Source organism: Streptococcus sp. HMSC062B01, assembly GCF_001811085.1.
Classification (GTDB): domain Bacteria; phylum Bacillota; class Bacilli; order Lactobacillales; family Streptococcaceae; genus Streptococcus; species Streptococcus gordonii.
Map to the genome: position 1 here is coordinate 233,625 of NZ_KZ672782.1, position 3,285 is coordinate 236,909.

The following is a 3,285-nucleotide window of genomic DNA, read 5'->3' on the forward strand; positions in this document are numbered from 1 at the left end:
ATGTCGCTGGTCGCCATATCCTTTTTATTGAAGATATCATTGATACTGGAAAGACTTTAAAAAGCCTTTGTGAAATGTTCAAAGATAGAAATGCGGCGTCAGTTAAAATTGCTACACTCTTGGATAAGCCAGAAGGACGCCTTGTTGAAATAGAGGCAGATTACACTTGCTTCACAATTCCAAATGAATTTGTAGTTGGATATGGGTTGGACTATGTTGAAAACTATCGCAATTTACCTTATGTAGGTATCTTGAAGGAAGAAGTATATACAAAATAAAAGGTTTACTATATATAAATGAAAAATAAGCAAAATAATGGATTAGTAAAAAATCCACTTCTCTACATTTTAGTTGTGATTGCCTTGGTAACAGGTTTTCAGTATTTGATGGCTGGAAATTCTGTCAACCGCAGTCAGCAGATTAATTACTCAGAATTAGTTAAAGAAATTGAAAAAGGTAACGTAAAAGATATTAGTTACCAGCCAAATGGAAGTGTTGTTGAGATTTCCGGAACGTATAAAAAATCTAAGGAAGTGAAAGATACAACAGGCATTCAATTTTTCCCATCCCCTTCATTATCAGTTAAAAAATTCACCAGCATCATATTGCCGGCGGATTCAACTATTTCTGAGTTACAAAATTTAGCAGCTAAAAACAAGACAGAGATTAGCATCAAGCGTGAAAGCTCAAGTGGAATGTGGCTTAATATTTTAATTTCTGTCTTTCCACTTGTTATTGTCGGATTCTTCTTCTTTTCAATGATGAATCAAAGTGGTGGCGGTGGAGCCCGTGGTGCGATGAATTTTGGCCGCAACAAAGCGCGTGCTGCTAGCAAAGAATCAATCAAGGTACGTTTTTCTGATGTTGCTGGTGCTGAAGAAGAAAAGCAAGAATTGGTTGAAGTAGTTGAATTTCTTAAAGATCCTAAACGTTATACTAAGCTTGGAGCGCGTATCCCTGCTGGTGTTCTACTTGAAGGACCTCCAGGAACAGGTAAAACTCTTCTTGCTAAAGCAGTTGCAGGAGAAGCTGGCGTTCCTTTCTTCAGTATTTCTGGTTCAGATTTTGTCGAAATGTTTGTTGGTGTTGGTGCTAGTCGTGTTCGCTCATTATTTGAAGATGCTAAAAAAGCAGCTCCAGCAATCATCTTCATTGATGAAATTGATGCAGTCGGTCGTCAGCGTGGTGTTGGTCTTGGCGGTGGTAATGATGAGAGAGAACAAACTTTAAACCAACTCCTTATTGAAATGGATGGTTTTGAAGGAAATGAAGGCATTATCGTTATCGCCGCAACAAACCGTTCAGATGTGCTGGATCCTGCACTTCTTCGTCCTGGACGTTTTGACAGAAAAGTTTTAGTCGGTCGTCCAGATGTCAAAGGTCGTGAAGCTATCTTACGTGTTCATGCTAAAAACAAACCTTTGGCTACAGATGTTGATTTGAAATTAGTTGCTCAGCAGACCCCAGGATTTGTTGGTGCAGATCTTGAGAATGTCCTAAATGAAGCAGCCTTGGTAGCAGCTCGCCGCAATAAGAAAGTAATCGACGCTTCTGATATCGATGAAGCTGAAGATAGAGTTATCGCCGGACCGTCTAAAAAAGATAAGACAGTTTCAGAACGTGACCGCCAAATTGTTGCGTATCATGAAGCGGGTCATACAATTGTTGGTTTGGTTCTTTCAAATGCTCGTGTTGTGCATAAGGTAACCATCGTACCTCGTGGTCGTGCGGGAGGATACATGATTGCCTTACCTAAGGAAGATCAAATGCTTCTATCTAAAGAGGATATGAAAGAGCAATTAGCAGGTCTCATGGGTGGACGAGTTGCAGAAGAAATCATCTTTAATGTTCAAACAACAGGGGCTTCTAATGACTTCGAACAGGCAACACAAATGGCTCGAAGCATGGTTACAGAATATGGTATGAGTGACAAACTTGGTCCCGTACAATATGAAGGAAATCATGCTATGATTCCAGGTGCTTATAATCCACCAAAATCTATCTCTGAGCAGACTGCCTATGAAATTGATGCTGAAGTACGCGACCTCTTAAATGAAGCACGTAACAAAGCAGCAGAAATCATTCAATCAAATCGTGAAACTCATAAATTGATAGCTGAAGCGCTTCTGAAATATGAAACGTTGGATAGTAATCAAATTAAATCTATTTATGAAACCGGGAAAATATCTGAAGATCAATTGGATGAAGATAAAGAGTCACACGCTCTTTCATATGATGAAATTAAATCAAAAATGGAAGAAAACAAATCAGCTGAATAAAATCAAAAAGAATCTCATTTTGGGATTCTTTTTTTGAGAAGTTAGCCATAAATCAAACTCATTTGATACATATAACTCAATTACTAGATTACCAATAAAAGATGATTAAAAAAATAAATAGAAAAGTATTGACAAAACGAAAGGAACTGATATAATGTTCTATGTTGTGTGTTTATGGTCCGTTGGTCAAGGGGTTAAGACACCGCCTTTTCACGGCGGTAACACGGGTTCGAATCCCGTACGGACTATATTATCCGGCATAGCTCAGTTGGTAGTAGCGCATGACTGTTAATCATGATGTCGTAGGTTCGAGTCCTACTGCCGGAGTTAAGTATAAAAAACAGGAAGAAGATTCTTCCTGTTTTTATGTTTTAAAAGGACAACAAAATGCATAAAGTATAATCAATAGATACATGACAATAATTTTAAATTAACAAATACACTCCAATGTCCGCAACAGTCTGGATCTTTGATAGATTAATAGGTGAGGAGAAATCCTCTAAAACCAAAAGAAAGGACTAGTCAATGAAGTTTGAGGACGTATACAAACAAGTTGAAGGGATAGTCAAGCGCTGTTATAAAGATTATTATCTGCACTTATGGGAGTATGCAGATTGGAGGCAGGAAGGAATGTTGGTGTTGTACGAATTATTAAAAAGTCATCCCAACCTACTGGAAGATCATCCACGCCTGTACCGTTACTTCAAGACCAAGTTTCGGAACAGAATTCATGATTTGATTCGTCGCCAAGAGAGTCAAAAGCGGAAATTGGACAGGCAACCCTATGAAGAGGTCAGCGAGATAGGTCATCGTTTAAGAATGAAAGAGCTGTATCTGGATGAATTGGTAGCCTTTAGAAGTGCAATGGCAGAGTATAGAAGTCAGCTCAGTCCAGAAGAATCAAAACAATATGAGCGTCTGATGGCAGATGAAAGGTTCAAAGGACGTAAGGCAATGCTCAAAAATCTATCCTATCACTTAAGGGATTTCAATCCCCGTTTAGATT

At 38.5% G+C, this 3,285-nt stretch carries 3 protein-coding genes and 2 tRNA genes; all 5 read left to right on the plus strand.

Translation table 11 applies throughout. The annotated features are described in order from the left end of the window. Positions 1-278 (plus strand): phosphoribosyltransferase (locus tag HMPREF2780_RS06375; RefSeq protein ID WP_267894132.1); only part of this gene is annotated, 278 nt, incomplete at its 5' end. Positions 279-296: 18 nt separating this feature from the next. Beyond that, positions 297-2,279 carry an ATP-dependent zinc metalloprotease FtsH gene (gene ftsH / locus HMPREF2780_RS06380; protein ID WP_105026387.1) on the plus strand — a complete coding sequence of 661 codons (1,983 nt, stop codon included), beginning with the start codon at positions 297-299 and terminating at the stop codon, positions 2,277-2,279. A gap of 176 nt (positions 2,280-2,455) precedes the next feature. After that, positions 2,456-2,527: transfer RNA gene (locus tag HMPREF2780_RS06385), tRNA-Glu, on the plus strand. 5 nt (positions 2,528-2,532) lie between these two features. Beyond that, positions 2,533-2,606, plus strand: a tRNA-Asn gene (locus tag HMPREF2780_RS06390). A gap of 198 nt (positions 2,607-2,804) precedes the next feature. Then, positions 2,805-3,285, plus strand: a 481-nt coding sequence (locus HMPREF2780_RS06395) for a sigma-70 RNA polymerase sigma factor region 4 domain-containing protein (RefSeq protein ID WP_048778891.1), incomplete at its 3' end; no start/stop codon positions are given.